Annotated in this window: 16 protein-coding genes; 11 read left to right on the top strand and 5 right to left on the bottom strand. The window is 59.0% G+C overall.

Annotated elements, in window-relative coordinates; translation table 11 throughout:
* Positions 1-78: 78 nt before the first annotated feature.
* Positions 79-1,104 carry an ABC transporter permease subunit gene (locus G5315_RS17800; RefSeq protein WP_031227629.1) on the bottom strand — a complete coding sequence of 342 codons (1,026 nt, stop codon included), beginning with the start codon at positions 1,102-1,104 and terminating at the stop codon, positions 79-81.
* 740 nt (positions 1,105-1,844) lie between these two features.
* On the opposite strand from G5315_RS17800, the gene G5315_RS17795 reads away from it, so the two are divergent.
* From G5315_RS17795 to G5315_RS17760, 8 genes are all read left to right on the top strand, one after another.
* On the top strand, positions 1,845-4,400 hold the full coding sequence (locus G5315_RS17795) for a TonB-dependent receptor (protein WP_216951982.1): 2,556 nt from the start codon (positions 1,845-1,847) through the stop codon (positions 4,398-4,400).
* A 108-nt stretch (positions 4,401-4,508) separates the two neighbouring features.
* Positions 4,509-5,273, top strand: coding sequence for a DUF3450 domain-containing protein (locus G5315_RS17790; RefSeq protein ID WP_005343435.1), 765 nt, complete (start codon positions 4,509-4,511; stop codon positions 5,271-5,273).
* Entirely contained in the window at positions 5,270-6,643 is a 1,374-nt protein-coding gene (locus tag G5315_RS17785; RefSeq protein WP_421333587.1) for a MotA/TolQ/ExbB proton channel family protein, read from the top strand. The genes G5315_RS17790 and G5315_RS17785 overlap by 4 nt, the downstream gene beginning before the upstream one ends.
* A gap of 10 nt (positions 6,644-6,653) precedes the next feature.
* Positions 6,654-7,181 (top strand): MotA/TolQ/ExbB proton channel family protein, encoded by a 528-nt coding sequence (locus tag G5315_RS17780; RefSeq protein ID WP_005338936.1) that lies wholly within the window; start codon positions 6,654-6,656, stop codon positions 7,179-7,181.
* A 67-nt stretch (positions 7,182-7,248) separates the two neighbouring features.
* On the top strand, positions 7,249-7,656 hold the full coding sequence (locus tag G5315_RS17775) for an ExbD/TolR family protein (protein WP_005338933.1): 408 nt from the start codon (positions 7,249-7,251) through the stop codon (positions 7,654-7,656).
* A gap of 16 nt (positions 7,657-7,672) precedes the next feature.
* Positions 7,673-8,308: an energy transducer TonB gene (locus tag G5315_RS17770; protein WP_005343441.1), complete on the top strand. Its 636-nt coding sequence runs from the start codon at positions 7,673-7,675 to the stop codon at positions 8,306-8,308.
* Positions 8,309-8,319: 11 nt separating this feature from the next.
* A complete protein-coding gene (locus G5315_RS17765) occupies positions 8,320-9,561 on the top strand; it encodes a tetratricopeptide repeat protein (RefSeq protein ID WP_421250016.1) in 1,242 nt (413 codons plus the stop codon).
* A gap of 509 nt (positions 9,562-10,070) precedes the next feature.
* The gene (locus G5315_RS17760; RefSeq protein WP_005338927.1) at positions 10,071-10,991 is read left to right on the top strand and encodes a L,D-transpeptidase family protein; all 921 of its coding nucleotides are present in this window, start codon (positions 10,071-10,073) and stop codon (positions 10,989-10,991) included.
* Positions 10,992-11,083: 92 nt separating this feature from the next.
* On the opposite strand, the gene sppA is transcribed toward G5315_RS17760, so the two are convergent.
* Positions 11,084-12,928: a signal peptide peptidase SppA gene (gene sppA / locus G5315_RS17755; protein WP_069526535.1), complete on the bottom strand. Its 1,845-nt coding sequence runs from the start codon at positions 12,926-12,928 to the stop codon at positions 11,084-11,086.
* Between the two features lie 208 nt (positions 12,929-13,136).
* Between sppA and G5315_RS17750 the strand changes: the two genes are divergently transcribed.
* Entirely contained in the window at positions 13,137-15,164 is a 2,028-nt protein-coding gene (locus G5315_RS17750) for an FAD-dependent oxidoreductase (protein ID WP_421333585.1), read from the top strand.
* 114 nt (positions 15,165-15,278) lie between these two features.
* Positions 15,279-15,827 carry an NAD(P)H nitroreductase gene (locus G5315_RS17745; RefSeq protein ID WP_005338924.1) on the top strand — a complete coding sequence of 183 codons (549 nt, stop codon included), beginning with the start codon at positions 15,279-15,281 and terminating at the stop codon, positions 15,825-15,827.
* A gap of 382 nt (positions 15,828-16,209) precedes the next feature.
* On the opposite strand, the gene G5315_RS17740 is transcribed toward G5315_RS17745, so the two are convergent.
* The 3 genes from G5315_RS17740 to G5315_RS17730 all read right to left on the bottom strand — a co-directional run bounded on the left by G5315_RS17740 (position 16,210) and on the right by G5315_RS17730 (position 19,363).
* A complete protein-coding gene (locus G5315_RS17740; protein WP_421333583.1) occupies positions 16,210-16,764 on the bottom strand; it encodes a sugar O-acetyltransferase in 555 nt (184 codons plus the stop codon).
* 167 nt (positions 16,765-16,931) lie between these two features.
* Entirely contained in the window at positions 16,932-17,810 is an 879-nt protein-coding gene (prmA, locus tag G5315_RS17735; RefSeq protein WP_005358410.1) for a 50S ribosomal protein L11 methyltransferase, read from the bottom strand.
* Between the two features lie 536 nt (positions 17,811-18,346).
* Positions 18,347-19,363: a zinc-binding alcohol dehydrogenase family protein gene (locus G5315_RS17730; protein WP_421333581.1), complete on the bottom strand. Its 1,017-nt coding sequence runs from the start codon at positions 19,361-19,363 to the stop codon at positions 18,347-18,349.
* Positions 19,364-19,463: 100 nt separating this feature from the next.
* On the opposite strand from G5315_RS17730, the gene G5315_RS17725 reads away from it, so the two are divergent.
* A complete protein-coding gene (locus G5315_RS17725; protein WP_075115403.1) occupies positions 19,464-20,336 on the top strand; it encodes a LysR family transcriptional regulator in 873 nt (290 codons plus the stop codon).
* Position 20,337 lies beyond the last annotated feature (1 nt).

Genomic DNA, 20,337 nt, shown 5'->3' with positions numbered 1-20,337 from the left:
CAACAAGGGCAACACAGATATCGGAGACGATATGGCGTGATATCAGCATCGGCATGGCAATAGAGGTCTGGTTCATGGTCAATCTCCAAACCGCACACGCGGATCAACCAGGGCAACGCAGATATCGGAGACGATATTGCCAATCAGCATCAGCATGGAGGTGATGGCCAGAATGCCCATGACGGTGGGGTAATCCCGTTCGACGATCGCCTCGTAACCGAGCAGGCCGATGCCGTCGATGTTGAAGATGGTCTCGATGAGGAAGGAGCCGCCAAAGAAAACGGTGAGCACAGACCCCAGGTGACTGGCGATGGGGATCAGGCTGTTGCGCATGGCATGGTCGGTGACCGCCTTGCGAAACGGTAACCCCTTGGCCACCGCAGTACGCACATAATCGGCCGACAGGTTCTCCATCAGGCTGTTTTTCATGGTCATGGTGAGGATGGCGAAATCGCCGATGGCGTAGGCGATAAGCGGCAGCAGAGCGTGGGCAAAGACAGTGCGGATCTGATCCCAGCTGCTCTCCATGTACTCAAAGTCGTCCCCCGGAAAACCGCCCATTGGCAGCCACTCCAGATGGAAGGCGAAGACGGTGATGAGGAAGATCCCCACCACGTAGGCGGGCAGGGCATAGGCCATGTAGATAAGCATGGAGCTTAACGAGTCGAAGCGGCTGTTGTGCCTGAGCGCCTTGGCCACCCCCAGCGGAATGGAGACCGCATAGCTCAGCAGAAAGGTCGCCAGTCCAAAGAAGGCGGTAACGGGGAGCCGCTCCTTGATGAGATCCCACACCGGCTCGTAGTAGCGGGTCGATTCGCCCAGATCCAGCACCGCCAGCTTCTGCAGCCACTCCCAGTAGGCGACCAGCATCGGCTTGTCGAGACCATAGAAGGCCTTGAGCTCCTCGATCTGCTCATCTGAGAGGGCTTGCGCCCCCTTGCTGCCGCTGGAACGGCCGGATTCATTCTGGGAAACCTGGGCTTGCAGCAGCATGCGTTCGACCGGTCCGCCCGGCACGAAACGGGTGATGGTGAAGACGAGCAGGGTGATACCGAGAAACGTCGGGATGATCAAAAGCATCCGGCGTAGGAAATACGACAGCATGGTGGAACCTCGTCCTTGTTGTTCTTTTTTGCGGCCAGTCAAATCCGGTGACGGGCCTGTCCTTCCTGGCATTACGCGCTGGATTGGTTGCCAAACAGCAGACAATCCGCTTGGCCACTGTAAAAGCTCTGCAACAAAAATCAAGTACAAGGAAATGGAAAACTGGGACAAATGACCCGCTGAGACCAAAAGCACCGAAAAATGACGTTTTTTATCTGAAAAGTGAAAATCAAAACAAAACGCTACTGCTCAACATTATTTTAAAAAATATAAACAGCTGTTTGTTTGAATCTTGTTTTTGTTTATGTGATTGAATTTTAAGTGCTTTTATTTCTGCTGTCAAAGAAGGGAAAACGATATCATCTCGACAAATTTATCTATCTCCCCCATCGGAGTGGTCAGTCACAATAATAATTAAAATAGAGTTTTATTCTTATTTTTGCCAATAAATCGAAATAAGATATAAAGAGACAGCACGTAAACAAATAAGTTCATCAACTTTTAATTCAGCGTCTTTTACATGTTTTAACAACGATTTCACATTGCGCGGGATGTTTTTGGCAGAATTATTCACTAATTATGCCGGTCAAAATTAATACACTCCGCTTATTCCACATCTCACCCTCCCGATCCCCCCACTCCATTGACGTCGCCAGTCAAAGATTGATAAGCCTTACGCATCGCTCCAAAGAGGGCGGTATCAGGAAGCAAACAATAAACAACCAGGAAGGATATAAGCGATGCTTAGGAAGAGCAGAATCTCTGCTGCGATTGCGTTCGCCTTGGCGAGCCTTGCGGCGGCCCCATCCGTATCTGCCGAAGAAGGGCAGAACGTCGAAAAACTGCAGAAAATCAAAGTCACTGGCTCCCGTATCTCTCGTGTTGATGTTGAGGGGGCGACTCCGGTTGTCTCTGTCAGCAAGGCCCAAATTGAACAGTCTGGCCAGCAGACTGTGGCTGATTATCTGAAACAGGCCTCCTACAACTCCTTTGGTGGTTTCTCTCCATCCTCCGGTAGCTCAGCCCAGTCACAAGCCACCGTAGGGCTGCGTGGCCTTGGTGAAGATCGCACACTGGTGCTGCTCAATGGCAAGCGTATCGCCGGTTCTCCCTCCATGGGGGGCACCGCCATCAACCTCAACACCATCCCCATGGCGGCCGTTGAGCGGGTGGAAGTGAACCTGGACGGTGGCTCTGCCCTGTATGGTTCTGATGCCATCGGTGGCGTTATCAACGTGATCCTCAAAGAGGGTTTTGAAGGTTTGTCATTCCAGGGGCGCGTCGGTTCACCGACCGAGGAAGGTGGTGACGAACAGAGTGGTTCCATCGTCAGCGGTATTTCGGGTGAGAAAGGTTCCCTGATGATGGTCTACGAGCATGATGTCAAAGACGAAATCTATTACAAGGATCGTGACTATCTGGCCAAGCAGGGGGCTGAGTCTCCTAGCCTCTATGGTCGCAATATCAAGGGAGTAGACGCGGCAACTGGCAAGACCGTAACCCGTACTCTGAATGGGGTCGACTGTGAAAGCACCGGCGCCGGTTTTGTCACCAAGGGTACGGCTTGCCGCTTCGACTTTGCCCAGGTCGCAGCCAAGACCGCCTCGCGTACTCGCGACACCGTCTATGTCAACGGCCGCTACCATATCAACGACAATGTGGATTTCGTGCCACAGATGATTGGTTCCCGGGTCACCAGTTTTGGTCGTTTCGCCCCTGCTGCAGGTGCCTTCACCGTGGATGGCTCCACCCCTGAAAGCGCTGCAGTCCTGTCTGCCAACAACTTCAGCACCGCCAAGGCTGCGACGGTTTACTACCGCTTCAACAACGTCGGTCCCCGTGACAACGAAGTGACCGACTTGACCGGTACTCTGAACCTGGGTTTTGAAGGGGTGGTTCCGACCGAGGCGGTTGGCGATCTGGAGTGGAACGCCGGTTACATGTACTCCAAGACAGATAACCAGAGTATTGGTAATGGCTATGTATTGGAGCCGGCGGTTCAGACTCAGGTAAACAGTGGAAACTTCGTCAACGGCAGCTTCTCCGCTGATGCCACCAAGGATCTCTCTTATACCACCAGCCGCAACTCCAAGATGGATTTCTTCCAGTGGTATGGCGGTCTGGGTTGGGAGATGGGCGAACTGCCTGCTGGCCCGGTCAGCTGGTATCTGGGTGCCGAGTATAACGATTGGGTTTACTCCGACACCTACGACAGCCAGTCCGAAGCGGGTAACGTACTGGGTTCATCCGGCAACTCCGGTAGCGGTGTGCGCGATGTGTTTGCCACCTACATCGAGAGCCTGATCCCCATCACCGAGCAGATCGAGCTGAACCTGGCGGGTCGTTACGACAAGTACAGCGACTTTGGCAGCGCCTTCTCGCCCAAAGCAAGTCTGCGTTATCAGCCACTCGACCAGCTGATGTTCCGTACCTCCTGGTCCCAGTCTTTCCGCGCGCCGGGTCTGAATGATCTCTATGCGGCGGATGCCCAGTCAGCGGACTTTGCCAAGGACTATGTCTACTGCCAGGCCAATGGTATTGCAAACTGTTCCGAAGAGCAGTACGAGACAACGCGCCAATCCAACAAGAACCTGAAGGAAGAGACCGCCAATACCTTCACTATCGGGGCGGCCTACAATCCGCTGGACAATCTGAACCTGTCGCTCGATTACTACTACATCAAGATTGATGACGTAATCCAGCTGGCTACCACCCAGACCCAGTTCTATCAGGAGCTCAATACCGGCAGCAACCCGAACGTCATTCGTGACGCCAACGGCGATGTCGAGAAGGTCTATGCCGGCATGGTCAACCTGGGGCAACTCAAGACCAGTGGTATCGACTTCAAGGCGGACTACAAGTACGACTTCAACTCCTTCACCCTGCGATACGACTTTGGCAGCAGCTACATCCTGAAATATGAGGAAGGTCTGTTTGCTGGTGGCCCAATGGTTGACAAGAAGGGCTGGAATGGCAAACCCGATTTCCGTTTCAACTCCGGGATCGGTGCCAACTTCCCGCAGCTGTGGAATCTGGATACCTACCTGAGCACCAACTATATCGACTCCCAGAGCCAGGACTATGTGGATGACAAGGAAGAGGGCCATATTGCTTCCAACACCATCTGGAACCTGAACGTCGCGGTCGATACCAGCTGGAATGCCAAGATCCAGACCGGCGTGAAGAACATGTTCAACCGTGGACCTTCCCTGTCAAATGATGGTTACACCTACGATGAATACCTCTACAGCATTGACGGACGGGTCTACTACATCGACTACACCCAGAAGTTCTAATCAACCCCGTTGATATACAACCTCAGTCGGCCCGGTCGGGCCGGCTGTGCCCAACGTCCAAGGAAGTTACGGAGATAGGGTAATCCTATGAAGACAAGGACCATTACAATGAAGAAAGCGCTCCTTGGCAGCCTGGTTTCGGCCGCCTTGTTGACCAGCTTCAATCTGAGTGCCGCCACTGCCGGTCAGGCCGTGGACGCTCAAGCCGCCACCGACAACGCATCCAAAGTTTCCCAGCAGAAGATCGACAGCTATGCCGAATCTGCCGAATCCGCACTGGCCCAGTACAAGGCAGCCCTGCGTCAGGTCGACAGTCTGCGCACCTACAACGAGCAGGTGAGCAAGATGGTCGAGTCCCAGAGTGCCGAGCTGGCGTCGATGCAAAAGCAGATCGCCCAGATTGATCAGACCAGCACCGAAGTTGTCCCCCTGATGCTCAAGATGATCGACTCCCTCGAGCAGTTTGTGGCGCTGGATCTGCCGTTCCAGAAGGTCGAGCGCGAGGACCGCGTAGCAGCCCTGACCGACCTGATGAACCGGGCCGATGTCACCATCTCCGAGAAGTACCGCAAGATCCTGGAGGCCTACCAGATCGAGGAGGGCTTCAGCCGCACCATCGAATCCTACAAGGCGAGCCTGGACAAGGATGGCAGCGAGAAGACCTACGAGTTCCTGCGCGTTGGTCGCATCGCGCTGCTCTATCAATCCCCGGATGGCAATGAGACCGGGATGTGGAACAAGAAGACTCGCCAGTGGGAAGAGTTGCCCCAGGAGTATCGCAGTGCGGTTGAACAGGGCCTTCGCATCGCCAAGAAACAGGCGCCTCCCGCGCTGATCAAGCTGCCGGTTCAAACTGCGGAGAAAGCATCATGAAAGGAATCAAACTTGCGATTGCCTCCCTGATTGCGGGAGCAACCCTGGTCACCCTGCCGGTGACCGCCGCCGAAAAACCGGTGGATCTCAATGCGCTGCTGAACCAGGTCAAGGCCTCCAGCCTGAGCGAATCCCAACTCAACAAGGAGCGGGAAGCCCGCTTCCTGGCTGACAAGAACGAGCAGGGGGCGCTGCTGGCCAAGGCCAAGGCCGAGCTGGCTGCCGAAACCGCCAAGGGCGAGCAGCTCAAGGCGACCTTTGATGTCAACGACAAGCAGCTGACCGAACTGACCGAAACCCTGCGCCAGCGTTCCGGCAACATGGGCGAGATGTTCGGCGTACTGCGTCAGTTCGCCGGTGAGTTCAAGGGGATCTTCAATGCCTCCGCCCGTCGGGTCGAGCATCCGGAACAGACCGCGCTGCTGACCCGTCTGGCCGAGAGTAAAGAGCTCCCCTCCAGCGACGATCTGGAAGCGTTCTGGACCACCACCCTCAGCCGCATGGTGGACGGTGGCAAGGTGAGCCAGATCCCGGCGACCGTGGTCTACGGCGAAGGCAACCAGGCCGAGAAGACGGTCACCCAGATCGGTGAGTTCAACACTGTCTCCGAAGGCAAGTACCTCACCTTCGTGCCGGAGACCGGCAAGTTCGAGCAGCTCTCCCGTCAACCTGACAAGGGGGTGCTGGCACCGATCGCCGAGTTTGAACAGGGCGGTGACGGGGTCAAACCCATCTTTATCGACCCGTCTCGCGGCGTGATCCTCTCTCTGCTGGTGCAGTCACCGACTCTCAAGGAGCGGATCGATCAGGGTGGTGAAGTGGGTTACGTCATCATGGTGCTCGGTGTGCTCGGTACCCTGCTGGCCATCTTCTGCGGTATCCGCCTGTCGCTGATCGGCTCGTCCATGCGCAAGCAGCTGAAATCTGATCAGATCATCAAGGGCAACCCCATTGGTGACATGCTGGGGGCCTACCAGAGCCATCGCGGTGACAACATCGAGGATCTGGAGTCCAAGCTCGACGAGATAATCCTGCGCAACGTGCCCAAGTTCGAGAAGGGCATCAGCATCATCAAGCTGATCGCCTCGGTCGCGCCGCTGCTGGGTCTGCTCGGTACCGTAGTGGGGATGATTGCCACCTTCCAGGCCATCACATTGTTCGGTACCGGCGATCCCAAGCTGATGGCGGGCGGTATCTCCGAGGCGCTGGTGACCACCATGCAGGGTCTGGTCGTCGCGGTGCCCATGCTGTTCCTCTACACCATTGTGCAGACCCAGAGCCGTCGTCTGATCCAGGTGCTGGAAGAGCAGAGTGCCGGTTTCGTCGCCCGTTATCAGGAACGTCTGCACGCCTCCAAAGCCGCAGCGTAAGGAGTCACCCATGTGGTTCTGGTTGATTGAAGAAGTCGAGTCGGTCCGCCGGTTTTTGGGATTGGGGGGCGATGTACTGGTCGCCCTGTTCTTCCTGACCCTGATGATGTGGGCCCTGTTGCTGGAGCGCTGGTTCTACTTCATGGCGGTCTACCCCAAGCAGGTGAAGCAGACCAAGGCCACCTGGCTGGCTCGCACCGATCATCTCTCCTGGTCTGCCAAGCAGATCCGCCGCGAGCTGGTCTCACGGGTCGCCATGGCGGTAGACAAGGGGATGCCGGTCATCAAGGTGCTGATCGCTCTCTGCCCGTTGATGGGGCTGCTGGGAACCGTGGTGGGGATGGTGCAGGTGTTTGACACCCTGGCCATCACTGGCACCGGTTCGCCGCGGGCGATGGCATCGGGGATCTCCAAGGCAACGGTACCGACCATGGCGGGCATGATCGCCGCCCTGTCCGGCCTGTTTTTTGTCAACCAGCTCGATCACAAGGCCAAACTGGCGGTGCAAAAGCTGGAAGACAACCTGAAACACGGTTGATGCAGGATGCATACCCCCGGCGAGGCATGGCCTGCCGGGGGCACAGAACAAGCAAGGAGTTTCTGCTATGAGAAAACGTTACAGCGACAGCGGTGCTGACGAGGCGGCTATCGATTTGACCCCCATGCTGGACATAGTGTTCATCATGCTGATCTTCTTCATCGTCACCACCTCCTTCGTCAAGGAGTCCGGTGTCGAGATCAACCGTCCCAGTGCCAGCACGGCCGAGACGGTGAAGAAGGGCAATATCATGGTCGCGGTGCGCGAAAACGGTCAGGTCTGGGTCGACAAGCGGGTGGTCGAGGTCGGTGCGGTGCGCGCCAACATCGAGCGGCTGCGGGCCGAAAACCCGGAGAGCGCCGTGGTGATCCAGGCCGATAACGAATCCCGTTCCGGTCTGGTGGTGCAGGTCATGGATCAGATCCGCATGGCCGGTGTCCAGAACATCTCCATCGCGGCAGACAAGAGCAGCTGATGCCGGAGAGAGACCTATGAGATACCTGATATCGTTGGCGGTCTCCTGTGTGGTGGTGTTCTTTCTGTTTCTGGGAATGAACAAGCTGATCACACCGGATCACCGGGAGCTGGTGGAGAAGGATGACGTCACCATGACCGATTTCATCCGCCTCAAGCCCCAGGAGACCCTGCAAGAGAAACAGCGGGAGCTGCCCAAACCGCCGCCGCCCAAGCGCCCGCCACCTCCTCCCGAGATGGAAGTGGCCAGCACGGATCGGCCGAAGATGGAGAGCGCGCCGATGGACATGCCCAAGCTCGACATCCCGGTCAATATCGGTGGTGGCAACGCGCTGGGTGCCTATAGTACCGGCGGCGGTGGTGGCGGCGTCGGTGGCAACAACGGCGCCATTCCGCTGGCAACCTTCGAGCCCATGATGCCCCGCAAGGCGGCACTGGCGGGGCTGGCTTCCGGCAAGGTGCTGGTGGAGTTCACCGTCACCGAGCGCGGCACCGTCAGCAACGTGCGGATCGTCAAGGAAGAGCCGCGCAGCTATGACCTCGGTAAAGAGGCGCGCAAAACCATCGCCAAGTGGACGTTCAAACCGGCCATGGTGGATGGCAAGCCGCAGGCGAGCCGTATGCAGCAAGAGATCGAGTTTGCGGTCAACTAAGGAAGGTGGCGATGAACAAGTTACAGAAGATGATCCTCGCCCCGGTCGCCATGGCGGTGCTGCTCAGCACCGCCAGTTGGGCCGCCGAGCAGCCGGCCCTGTCGGATCGGGCCTATCGGGCGGTCAACAAGGCGCAGGAGCTGATCACCGAGAAGAAATACGGTGAGGCCAATGCCAAGTTGCAAGATGCGCTCTCCGGCGCAGGCGAGCGAGTCTACGACAAGGGGGTCATATTGCAGACCCTCGGTTTCGTGGCCGCCCAGCAGGAGAAATACGGTCAGGCGACCAAGTACTTTGCCGATGCCATCGCGACAGGCGGCCTGCCGCCACCGGTGGCCCAGCAGGTGCGCTACAACCTGGCCCAGCTCTATATGGCGGAGGGTAATTATCAGGGGTCGATCAAGACCATGAAGGAGTGGTTTGCCAACCAGGGCAAGGATGACAAGCCCAACTCCCATGCCTATATCACGCTGGCCAACGCCCACGTGCAGCTCAAGCAGTACCGTGACGCGATCCCGGCGGTGGATCAGGCGATCAAGCTGTCGGCAGGTAAAGCGCCGGAGTCCTGGTATCTGCTGAAGATGGGCGCTCACTACGAGCTGAAACAGTACAAACCGGCAACCGAGGTGCTGACCTCTCTGGTCAACATGTTCCCGGAGAAGAAGAAGTACTGGACCCAGCTGTCGGCCATGCATATGCAGGCAGGTAACGATGCCAAGGCGCTGGCGGCGCTGGAGTCGGCATACAACCTCGGCATGTTGACCGAGGCCGCCGAGCTGCAGCGCCTCGCCAACTACCTCGCCTTCACCGGCATTCCCCATCGCGCCGCACGGGTGATGGAGAAGGGGATGAAGGATGGGGTGATTGAGCAGAGCGCCAGCAACTACAAGACCCTGGCCAACTATTGGCATCAGGCCAAGGAGCTGGATCCGGCCATCGACACCCTGGCCAAATCCTATCAGCTGGCCCCGAGCGCCGATTTGCAGCTGAAAATGGCGCGCATGATGATCCAGAGCAAACGCTATCAGGATCTGGTGGCGCTGGCCGCCAAACCGGCAGCCAATGCCAATGGTGAACAGCGGGCGGATCTCAAGTTCCTGACCGGGGTCGCCTATTTTGAGCAACAAAAGCCGAAGGAGGCCCTCAACGCCTTCACCCAGGCGGCTCAGAATGGCAACGTCAGCGGTCGGGCATCCCCCTGGATCAGCTTCCTCAAGGAGCAGAGTGGTGCGGGGGAGGCGGCCGTCCAGTAATTCCAATGACAACGCTTGAAGTCCCTTTTATGGTTGCCTGGTGGCTCCATTAACCGCTCTTCGGAGCGGTTTTTTTATGGCGGCAGCCAGTCCCTGCTGTAGTCGAAGCGCTATTTTCCCCCTTTTCGCTCCAATGAAAGTGCCACAGTCAACATTGGCCTATCTCCTCCGAGGTGACAAACGTTTCAGCTAGGGCTGCAACCGTGACACCAGGTGGCACAGCGCTGTGGTCTACGGGGGCGGGGTTGGTCCGCAGAGAGGGGGCTATGCTGTACATCTCTCTTTCAATGGCGACTTGCCAAGGGGGCTTTTGCTCTGTTGATAAGCATCACACCGAAAACGGCCACTTTTAACAAGAAAAGCAACATATGGAAGTTGAAATTTTGGCCGACTCAGGAAAGAATGCGCGCTCGGTTATTGGCGTCGTGGGGCAGGTTGACCCGCCACCGGCAGACCGAGGATGAGACGGCCCCCGGCCCATTTGGTACAGGAAACCACACAGGAATTTTATGAATCCCCTTCGCACTGCCGCTTCGGCCCTTTTATGCACATTTGCGCTGGTCAGCCAGCAGGCTGCCGCCGTCGAGTACCGTCTGCCTGCGGCCAACAGCCGCCTGATCGGTGAAAACCAGGAATACGTGGTGCCTGCGGACAACCGTCCGCTGGAGCAGATCGCTGCTGACTTCCAGCTGGGTCTGACCAACATCATGGAAGCCAACCCGGGCGTTGATCCCTATCTGCCGAAAGCGGGTAGCACCCTGATCATCCCCCACCAGCTGATCCTGCCCAACGCGCCCCGCGAAGGGATCGTCATCAACGTTGCCGAGATGCGTCTCTACTACTACCCGAAAGGGAAGAACGTGGTGGAAGTGCTGCCCATCGGCATCGGTCAGCTGGGGGTCAACACCCCGGAGAACTGGATCACCAAGGTAGAGCGCAAACGCGCCAACCCGACCTGGACCCCGACCGAGAACATCCGTCGTCGCTATGCAGCCCAGGGCAAGACTCTGCCGGCAGTATGGCCAGCGGGTCCGGATAACCCCATGGGTCTGCACGCCCTCTACATTGGCAACCTCTATGCCATCCACGGCACCAACGCCACCTTCGGTATCGGTCTGCGGGTGAGCAGCGGTTGCGTGCGTCTGCGTGCTGACGACATCAAGTATCTGTTCGACAACGTGCCGGTCGGCACCCGCGTCCAGTTCGTCAACCAGCCGGTCAAGACCACGGTCGAGCCGGATGGCGGTCGCTACATGGAAGTACACGAGCCGCTGTCGCGTACCGAGGAGGAGTTCAACTCCACCGCCTCCGTGCCGCTTCCGATGACACCGGCTATCACCCGCTTCATCGCTCACGCCGAGTCTGACTCCAACGTGGTCAAGCAGGTGCTGGAACAGCGTACCGGTATGCCGACTCGCCTCAATCCCTGATTGAGCAAGTTGGCGGTACCGCGCGCACTGGCTGAATAAAGAAAACGGCGACCAGATGGTCGCCGTTTTTTATAGGGGGAGTCACCGCTTGCTTACTGCACGCAGACCGGGCAGAAGGCGTAGGTGCCTTGCGGATCGTTGAAGCGGGTGAGCGGGTCGAGACTGCGGTTCACTTCCACCAATGCCTTGCCAAATCCAGCCGGCAGCCAGCTTTGCAACTGGGGGGCCAGCACTTGGGCACTGCTGTCAAACAGCTGGCGCAGGAACTTGTCCTTGGTGGACTCTTCCTGCTCGATGGGGGTCACCTGCCACTCTTTGAGGTTGGCCAGTTCGGCGGCTGCCTTGATGGCGTCATCCAGATTGCCGAACTCGTCCACCAGCCCCAGGGCCTTGGCATCTTCGCCAGTCCAGACACGACCTTCGGCCGCTTTTTCGGCCTCTTCCGGGCTCAGACCACGGCCCTTGCTGACCAGACCGATGAAGCGCTGGTAGGTATCTTCCACGCTCAGCTGGATAGCCTGACCGACGTGATCCGGCAGGGCGCGGGTCGGGCCGACGCCGACGTAATCTGTGGTGCCAACCCCGTCGGTATGCACCCCGAACTGGGCCAACGCCTTGTCGATGGTGGCGAACATGCCGAACACCCCGATGGAGCCGGTGAGAGTGGTGGGGGAGGCGAAGATCTTGTCCGCATCGGCGGAGATCCAGTAGCCACCGGAGGCGGCATAGCTGCCCATGGAGACCACTACCGGCTTGCCTGCCTGTTTCAGGGCCAGCAGCTCGGCGCGGATCTGCTCGGCGGCGAAGGCGCTGCCGCCCGGGCTGTCGACCCGCAGGACCACGGCTTTAACCTTGTCATCGCGGCGGGCATCGGCCAGCAGGTCGGAGAGGCTGTCGCCGCCGATGGTACCGGCAGGCTGGACGCCATCCATGATGGCGCCGCTGGCGACCACCAGACCCACCTCATCCTTGCCGCTCTGGGGATATTGTTCCGGAATGGCAGCCAGATACTCTTTCAGGCCTACCCCTTTCCAGCCGTGGTCGTCCGCTTCACCCACCTCTTTAATGACCGCCTGGGTCATCTCGTCGCGTGTCGCCAGCTGATCCACCAGCCCGTTGTCGAGGGCGTAGTTGGCGGCATTGCCACCGGCCTTGCGCAGCAGCTCGAGGAAGCGATCCTTGCCCGGCGCGACCGCATCGGGTTCGATCTCCCGCTGCTCGGCGACATCGGCCACATAGGATTGCCACAGCTGATCCAGCCAGCGCTGGTTTGCTTCTTTGCTCTCGGGGGACATCTCGTCGCGGGTATAGGGTTCGACGAAGGATTTGTAGGTACCGACCTTGAATACATGCGGGGTGATGTTGAGCTTCTCCAGCGCCGACTTGAAGTAGGTCTGGTAGACCCCAAGCCCCTCGATCACCACGGCGCCGCTCTGGTTGAGCAGCACGTGATCGGCGTGGGCCGCCAGCAGGTACTGGCCTTGAGTGTAGAAGTCGGCCATGGCGATCACCGGTTTGCCGCTCTCCCGGAAGGAGTCGATGGCACTCGCCACCTCCTGCAGTTTGGTGAAGTTGGCTCCCTGCAGCCCTTGCGGCTTGATCACCAGCGCCTTGATGCGCTCGTCATCCTTGGCACTCTTGATGGCCCACAGCAGGTCGGAGAGGACGATCTCGCTCGGCTGCTCGTCGCTGCTGTCCATCTGGCGCAGCAACTGGACGGTGGGATCTGTCTGGGAGCGTTGCTCCACCAGCACGCCGTTGAGATTGAGGGTTAGCGCCCCTTCGATGGGCGCCTTGGGTGCCTCTTTCTGGCTGACGCTGAAGACGATGACCAGCACTACGATGAGAAACAGCAGATTGACCAGCATCAGCCGGGTGAAATTGAGCAGGCGCCACAGGCTGCGGAACAACCAACCCAGACCTTTGAAAATAGACATAGTCGCGTTATCGCCCTGTTAATGGGTAGAGAAGAGCCATTATTAACCAGTTGCGGGCGAAATTGCCATTTCCGACTAGCGGATCCCGCCTATCTTCGTTCAGGGCACGGCTGTTCGCTGAAAAATTGTCCAAACATTTGTTTGAAAAAGAATTTTCGATTCTTTACTCTAGCCTCAGTTTGATAACAAAAAATTAACTGGAGGCATCGTGAGCCGCTATCCGACCCTGCTGACCCCGCTCGACCTTGGTTTTACCCAGCTGCGCAACCGTGTGTTGATGGGCTCCATGCATACCGGCCTCGAAGAGGAGAAGGGCGGTTTTGACAAGCTGGCCGCCTTTTATGCCGAGCGCGCCCGTGGTGGTGTTGGCCTTATCGTCACCGGCGGCATTGCCCCCAACCTGCGCGGTCGGCTGGTGCCTCACGGCTCTCAGCTGAGCTTTCCCTGGCAGGTGAGCAAGCACAAGAAGGTGACCAGCGCCGTGCATCAGGAGGGGGGCAAGATAGCGCTGCAGATCCTCCATGCCGGTCGTTACGCCTATCATCCGTTCAGTCTGGCACCAAGCTCCCTCAAGGCGCCCATCTCCCCCTTCAAGCCGCGCGCCATGAGCGAGCGGCAGATCCGCGGCACTATCCGCGACTTCGCGGCTACAGCTGCGCTGGCCAAGGCGGCCGGTTATGACGGCGTCGAGGTGATGGGCTCGGAAGGCTATCTCATCAACCAGTTCATCTGCGAACGCACCAACAAACGTACCGACGGCTGGGGCGGCAGCAGCGAAAACCGGATGCGCTTTCCGGTGGAGATTGTCCGCGCCATTCGCGAGCGGGTCGGCACCGACTTCATCATTATCTTCCGCCTCTCCATGCTGGATCTGGTGGAGCAGGGCTCGACCCTGGAAGAGGTGATTGCCCTTGGCAAAGCGCTGGAAGCGGTGGGGGTGACCCTGATCAACACCGGTATCGGTTGGCACGAAGCGCGTATTCCCACCATCGCCACCAGCGTGCCACGCGGCGCCTTCAGCTGGGTGACCGCCGAGCTGAAAAAACACCTCAAGGTGCCCCTCATTACCACCAACCGCATCAACACCCCGGAGGTGGCCGAGCGGATTCTGGCGGGTGGCGAGGCGGATATGGTCTCCATGGCGCGCCCTTTCCTGGCTGATCCCGAATTTGTCATCAAGGCGGCCGAGAACCGGGCGGACGAGATCAACACCTGTATCGCCTGCAACCAGGCCTGCCTTGACCATGTGTTCAAGCAGAAGCGCGCCTCCTGTCTGGTCAATCCTCGAGCCTGTTTCGAGACCGAATTGACGTTTGGCCGCGTGCCCCAGCCCAAGAAGCTGGCGGTGGTGGGGGCGGGCCCGGCCGGGCTGGCGTTCGCCTGTTACGCCGCCGAGCGCGGTCATCAGGTGAGCCTGTTCGATCAGGCCAGCGAAATCGGCGGCCAGTTCAACTTCGCCAAGCAGATCCCGGGCAAGGAGGAGTTTCACGAGACTCTGCGTTATTTTGCCAAACGGCTGGAGAAGTGCGGCGTCGAGCTCTATCTCGGCCAGCGCCAGAGTGCCGAGAGTCTGCTCGGCGGCGGTTTTGACGAGGTGATCCTCGCTACCGGTATTCGTCCGCGCACCCCCAATATTCCGGGGATCGAACATCCCAAGGTGATGAGTTATCTCGATGTATTGCGGGATCACAAACCGGTCGGCCAGAAGGTGGCGGTGATCGGTGCCGGCGGCATCGGCTTCGATGTAGCTGAGTATCTGGTCGAGAAGAAGGTGGAGACGGATGCCGATGGGCACCGTGATCACTGGCTCAAGGAGTGGGGCATCGACAAACAGCTTGGCGAGCGCGGTGGCCTCACGGTTCCTGAAATTGACGCCCCCGAGCGCCAGATCTGGCTGCTCCAGCGCAAGGAGAGCAAGGTGGGTGACGGACTTGGCAAGACCACCGGCTGGATCCATCGTACCGTGCTCAAGAACCGCAAGGTGCAGATGCTCTCCGGGGTGCAATATCTGGGGATCGATGACGAGGGCTTACACATTCAGGTGGGCGAGTCCAAGCAGTGTCTGCCGGTGGATCAGGTGATCGTCTGCGCCGGGCAGGAGCCTCTCAAGGAGCTGCAGGCCGGGTTGCAGGCGGCAGGCAAGCCGGTGCATATCATCGGCGGAGCCGACGTGGCTGCCGAGCTGGATGCCAAGCGCGCCATCCGGCAAGGGGCCGAGCTGGCTGCGATCATCTAGCCAGCTGTGCCATCCTGCCCTTTATAGTGCGATAAACCCCTGAGCCTCAGGGGTTTTCTTCATTCGGTGCTGTGCTAAGGTAGCGCCATCATTGCCCCAGAGAAGGAATTGCCCATGGATGCCCTCACCCTGTTGCTCAATCGCCACTCCTGTGGCCGTCTCGCCGATCCCGCCCCGAGCGGTGAGGTGCTCGACAATATCCTCAAGGCGGGCCTGCGCGCGCCGGATCACGGCACCCTGACTCCCTGGCAGTTCATTCTGTTCGAAGGGGAGGGGCGCGAGCGGCTGGGCAAACTGCTGGCCGAGGCGGCCCGTGCCCGTGGCGAAGATGAAGAGAGCATCAAGAAGTGCAGCGAAGCGCCACTGCGGGCGCCCTTGGTCGTCGCCGTGGCAACCCGTTATCAGGATCACCCCAAGGTGCCGAAACTGGAGCAGGAGCTCTCTGCCGGTTGTGCCCTGATGGCGATGCAGATGGCGGCGCAGGCGCAGGGTTTCAACGGCATCTGGCGCTCCGGCTGGTTTATCTTCGATGAGCAGATCAACAAGGGATTGGGACTGGCGGCAGAGGATCAGCTGGTGGGTTTCCTCTACCTCGGTACTCCCATGCTGGAAGCACGCAAACTGCGCGAGCTGCCACTCGATGAGTTTGTCCGCCGTTTCTGACTCCTCGGCCATGTTGCAGTTAAGAGAAGCAAAGCCTCGAGAAATCGGGGCTTTTCTGTTTAACCGTGAATAGTAACCAGAGAAATTGGGGAAAATAAATGGCTCAAAGAGGCTTCGCGCGCCATAGCAGGTAATTATTTAAATAGTGCGATGTACCTCGCAATCCTGTGGCATTTCACTATGTAAAACGTTTGCGCATTCGCTAATATCTCCCTGCCAGTTTAGAAGGGCACTCCTTCTAATTTTTCTGCGATGAGAGTCGCAATTCCGTAGCACCTTTTAACAGCCCAACGTCTTCGTGACATTGGGCTTTATTTTTTTATGGGGTGTCGGGGCTGTTGTGAGTTGATGGCGGTATCGGCATACAACCCGGTTGGCTGCCTTATGACCTGTTTTTGGCTGGCAGGATCCGGGCCGGGTTGCCGACTACCCGAGCGCCGGCCGGTACATCTTTGGTGACTACGGCACCTGCGCCGACGATCGCCTCCCGCCCTATGGTGACGCCAGGCAGCAAGATGGCGCCGCCACCAATCCAGACCTTGTCTTCAATGGTGACCGGCAGCGCCGTCTCTGTTCCCTGAATCCGTTCGTCGGCCTCCAGTGCATGGGCTGCGGTATAGATCTGCACGTTTGGCCCAATCATCACATGGGCGCCGATGCGAATGGGGGCATTGTCCAGCAGGGTCGCCCCCATGTTGATGTAGCTGTGCTCGCCAAGGTGGATGTGGCGGCCATAGGTGCAGTAGAGGGGCGGGCAGATAAAGGCATTCTCTGCCAGTTCGCCAATCAGCTCCGCCAGTAGTGCCCGCTGCTCAGCCTCATCTTCCGCCTGATTGAAACGGCGATAGCGCCGTGCCGCCTCCCGGCGCAACTGGGCCAGCTCGGGTGCCATGCAGTTGTACGGTTGGCAGCTAATCATCTTCTGGTAATCGCTCATGGCAGGGCCTCAATGATGTGGAAGAACGATGTTAATCCCTCATTGGCCAGAGAAGCGTGAACCGTCCCCCAGAGTAGGAAAGGGGGGGGGAGAAACAACAAGAGCACCCGCGGGTGCTCTTGTTTAATAAAGATGCTGACTTGCCGCCTTGAGAGCGGGAGCTATGTTTAGCCGTGTTTGCGGCCAGAGAGGCGGCACCACTCCTCCTTGACGGCGGTCGGGTCCATCTCGAACCACTGGCCGTAGATAGTTTCCAGCTCCGGGGCCTGGCTCTCCAGCACGCCGGAGAGGGCCATCAGGCTGCCTGGCTTGCCGTGGCCAGCGATCAGCGGCGCCAGTTCGCGCAGCGGGCCGGCCAGGATGTTGGCGACCACCACGTCCGCTTCGACGTCTTGCGGCTGGTCGGCTGGCAGATAGAGCTCAATCTGGTCGGCAACGCCGTTGCGCGCGGCGTTGTCGCGGCTGGCCTGAATGGCCTGCGGGTCGATGTCGATACCGATGACGCGGGCAGCACCCAGTTTCAGGGCGGCGATGCCGAGAATGCCGGAGCCACAGCCAAAATCGACCACGGTTTTACCGGTCAGATCGAGGCCGTCCAGCCACTGCAGGCAGAGAGCGGTGGTGGGGTGGGTACCGGTACCGAAGGCCAGACCCGGATCCAGCATGACGTTGACTGCATCGGGGTTCGGCACATCGCGCCAGCTCGGGCAGATCCAGAGGCGCTCGCCAAACTGCATCGGGTGGAAGTGATCCATCCACTCGCGCACCCAATCCTTGTCTTCCAGCTGCTCGACCTTGTAGCCGACGTTTTCGCCGAAGATCTGCTGGAAGAAGGCGATGGTGGGAGCCGGATCGGTTTCGGCATCGAACAGACCCATCACTTCGGTCTCGCCCCAGAGCGGGGTTTCACCGGGCATGGGTTCATAGACGGGCACATCTTTGGCATCCATAAAGGTCACCGCCTGGGCTCCACGCCCCAGCAGCATGTTGCTCACCTTGTCTGCGGTCTTGGCAGTGGCGTTGATTCGAATTTGTATCCAGGGCATGGCGTCGACTCTTCATAAATGTGAAACCGCGAGATTCTACCATCATGGGGCAGTGCTGTCGTGGTTTGCCCATGACGTGGAGGGATACGGGGCTTTTGCCGGATTGGCACGGTTCCTGTATTGCTCTATGCAGGCGAAGACGACCGGTTTTCGCTGAACGCTTTGCTCAAGTTCCGTCATCTTTCACTGCCACCCTCGGGTGGCATTTTTTTATCTGCACTTGTTTGCCTGGTAAACAGTCTGCCAGACAAAAAAAGAGCAAGGTCGGTACCTTGCTCAAGGACGGGCTGACGCCGTTTTGGCGCATTCATGCTGCTGTTGGCACGCCAGATGCAAAGACTAATATGTCCTGCATAAGGATATGTGTGTGATTGTTACCCCAATGTTCAGGTATTCAGGCCATTTCTCGCGAAATGGCCTCTTTTTTGGCTGATTGTCGGACGTTGGCCTGCCACAGGCAGTCATGAGTGCCGCTGGTTGTGCCCGTTTGGGGCATCTCCTTGGTGAACTTATCCCATCATGGTGCGTTTGAGGGCTTAGTTGGCAAAGCCGCTCATGTCGATCACCAGCTTGCCTACCATGCGTCCCGCCTCGACCTCGGCATGGGCCTGAGCCAGCGTGACCGGGGTCAGTGACGGGATGGTTCTGGTCAGGGTAGTCTGCAATACCCCTTCATCGACCAGTGCCGCCACCCGGCCGAGCAGGCGGTGCTGTTCGATCATGTCCGGCGTCTGGAACAGGGAGCGGGTGAACATGAACTCCTGGCTGAAGGTGACGCTCTTGCTCTTGAGCAAGGAGAGATCCCACGGCTCGCTCGATTCGGCGATGGTGCAGATATGGCCAAACGGGCGGATCAGCCCTGCCATGGTGGCCCAGTGCTCGGCGGTGGCGTTGGTGCAGAAGATGGCATCGACCTGGGTGATGCCAAGGACGGTCAGCTCCTCCTGCAACTTGTGGTGGTTTACGACCTGATGGGCGCCCATCTCGAGGCACCACTCACGGCTCTCGGGGCGGGAGGCGGTCGCAATCACCTCCATGCCGGTGAGCTGGCGAGCCAGCTGGATGGCGATGGAGCCCACGCCACCGGCGCCGCCGATGATCAGCAGTTTGCCACGGCTCTCGCGGGTGAGGGCGAAGCGCTCGAACAGGGTCTCCCAGGCGGTGATGGCGGTGAGCGGCAGGGCGGCGGCCTCCACATCGCTCAAGCTGGTGGGGGCGATGGCGGCGATGCGCTCATCCACCAGTTGCAGGGCGCTGTTGCTGCCCGGACGGCTGATATCGCCGGCATACCAGACCCGGTCGCCTGCCTTGAACAGGGTTACTTCGCTGCCGGTGGCGATCACTTCCCCCACCGCATCCCAGCCCAGCACCCGGGGCGAGCTTTCAATTTTGGCCTTGGGGGAGCGCACCTTGGTATCCACCGGATTGACGGAGGTGGCGGTGACCCGCACCAGCAGATCCCGCGGACCCGGAACCGGATCGGGCAGGTTGGCGGCGATGAAGCAGTCGGGGTGGTCGCTTGGCAGATAGTGAGTCAGGGCAATGGCTTTCATGGTTTTTCCTTTCAAATCGCTGTGTTCGGGATTGCCACTCACTCTAGTCTGGTTGATTATCAAGATTAAGATGGGTAATCGGTAAAGACTGTTTGAATATATGAACAATGTCGATCTGGAGTTGATGGGACTGTTTGCCACCGTGGTGGAGCAGGGAAGCTTTACCCGAGCCGCCGAGCTGCTCGGTATGCCCAAGTCATCGGTGAGCCAGAAGATCTCGCGGCTCGAATCCCAGCTCGGGGTGCGGCTGTTGCAGCGCACCACCCGCAGGTTGAGCCTGACCCCGCAGGGGGAGCTCTATGTGGAGCACTGTCAGGGGCTGCTGGCACTGGCCCGCAGTGCCAATCTGGCGATGGCACGGCTGCGCTCGGCCCCGGCGGGGCGGGTGCGGATCACCGCCCCCGAGGCGACCGGCACCCTGCTGCTTGGCCGGATCCTGGCCGAGTTTCGTGCGCTTTACCCCGAGGTGGTACTGGAGCTGACCCTGAGCGATGAGCAGCTTGATCTGGTGGGCGAGGGTTACGATCTGGCGCTGCGGGCGGCGCCGCTGAAAGACTCCAGTCTCATCTGCCGGCGTATCGGTCAGGTGGCGCGCCATCTGGTTGCGGCCCCAGCCTATCTGGCGGCCCACGGCATGCCGCAACAGTTGAGCGAGCTGGGCCGCTATGCCTGTCTGGTGCACTCGGCCATGCCGGTGTGGCCATTGCTGGAGGGGGGCTGGCGGCCGCAGGGGGCCTGTGTCAGCAACAGCTTGCTGGCGCTGCGGGAGATGGCGCTTCATGACGGGGGGATTGCCCTGTTGCCCCACCATGTCTGTGAAGGGGATTTGGCGGCGGGGCGGCTGCAGAAGGTGTTGCCGGATCAGCCCATTCCGGCCAACCCGTTTTACCTTATCTATCCGAGTCGGGAGCATCTGGCTCCCGCCCTGCGCACCCTGATGGATTTCGTGGCCGAGCGGTTGCCGTTCGCCTGAG

Origin of the sequence: Aeromonas sp. 603607 (assembly GCF_049171595.1) — a bacterium.
Lineage (GTDB): Bacteria > Pseudomonadota > Gammaproteobacteria > Enterobacterales > Aeromonadaceae > Aeromonas > Aeromonas veronii.
Note: the sequence above shows the minus strand (reverse complement) of the source record. Positions and strands in the feature narration are given on the sequence as shown.